1 protein-coding gene is annotated in these 503 nt (G+C 41.0%); it reads left to right on the top strand.

What is annotated here, in order from left to right; all coding sequences use genetic code 11:
- Positions 1 to 27 precede the first annotated feature (27 nt).
- On the top strand, positions 28 to 503 hold a 476-nt coding region (locus tag ACRCJ0_RS19595; RefSeq protein WP_431391894.1), incomplete at its 3' end, for an ABC transporter transmembrane domain-containing protein.

Below are 503 nucleotides of genomic sequence, written 5' to 3'. Positions count from 1 at the left end.
TACTTAGAGTTAGAAATCCCTGACTACATGTCAGAAATTACAGAATTACTACAAATGCCAGATACCGTGACAGCGGATATTTGGGAACCAGGTTTAATCATGGTTGGTTTATCACTAGCATCTTTTGCCTCTGCTATATTGGTAGGTTTTTTTGCTGCACGTATTGCTGCAAGTTTAACTGCCCGTATTCGTGGGGAAGTGTTTGATAAAGTCATGAGCTATTCAGCCAATGAAATCAACCAATTTTCAGTGCCAAGTTTAGTGACGCGTTCTACCAATGATTTGACCCAAATCCAAATGTTGATTGCTTTAGGACTACAAGTCGTTTTACGGGGACCAATCATGTCCATTTGGGCGATTGCGAAAATTTCCGGTCAAAACTGGCAATGGTCAATGACAACTGCTGTCGCTGTGGGTGTTTTATTAGTGATGATTGGATTTATCATGTACTTCGCTGTCCCTCGTTTCAGCAAAATCCAAACCCTGACCGATAATCTAAATGC

This window comes from Aerococcus sp. L_32 (assembly GCF_050689315.1).
This window is presented reverse-complemented; position numbering and strand designations above follow the sequence as displayed.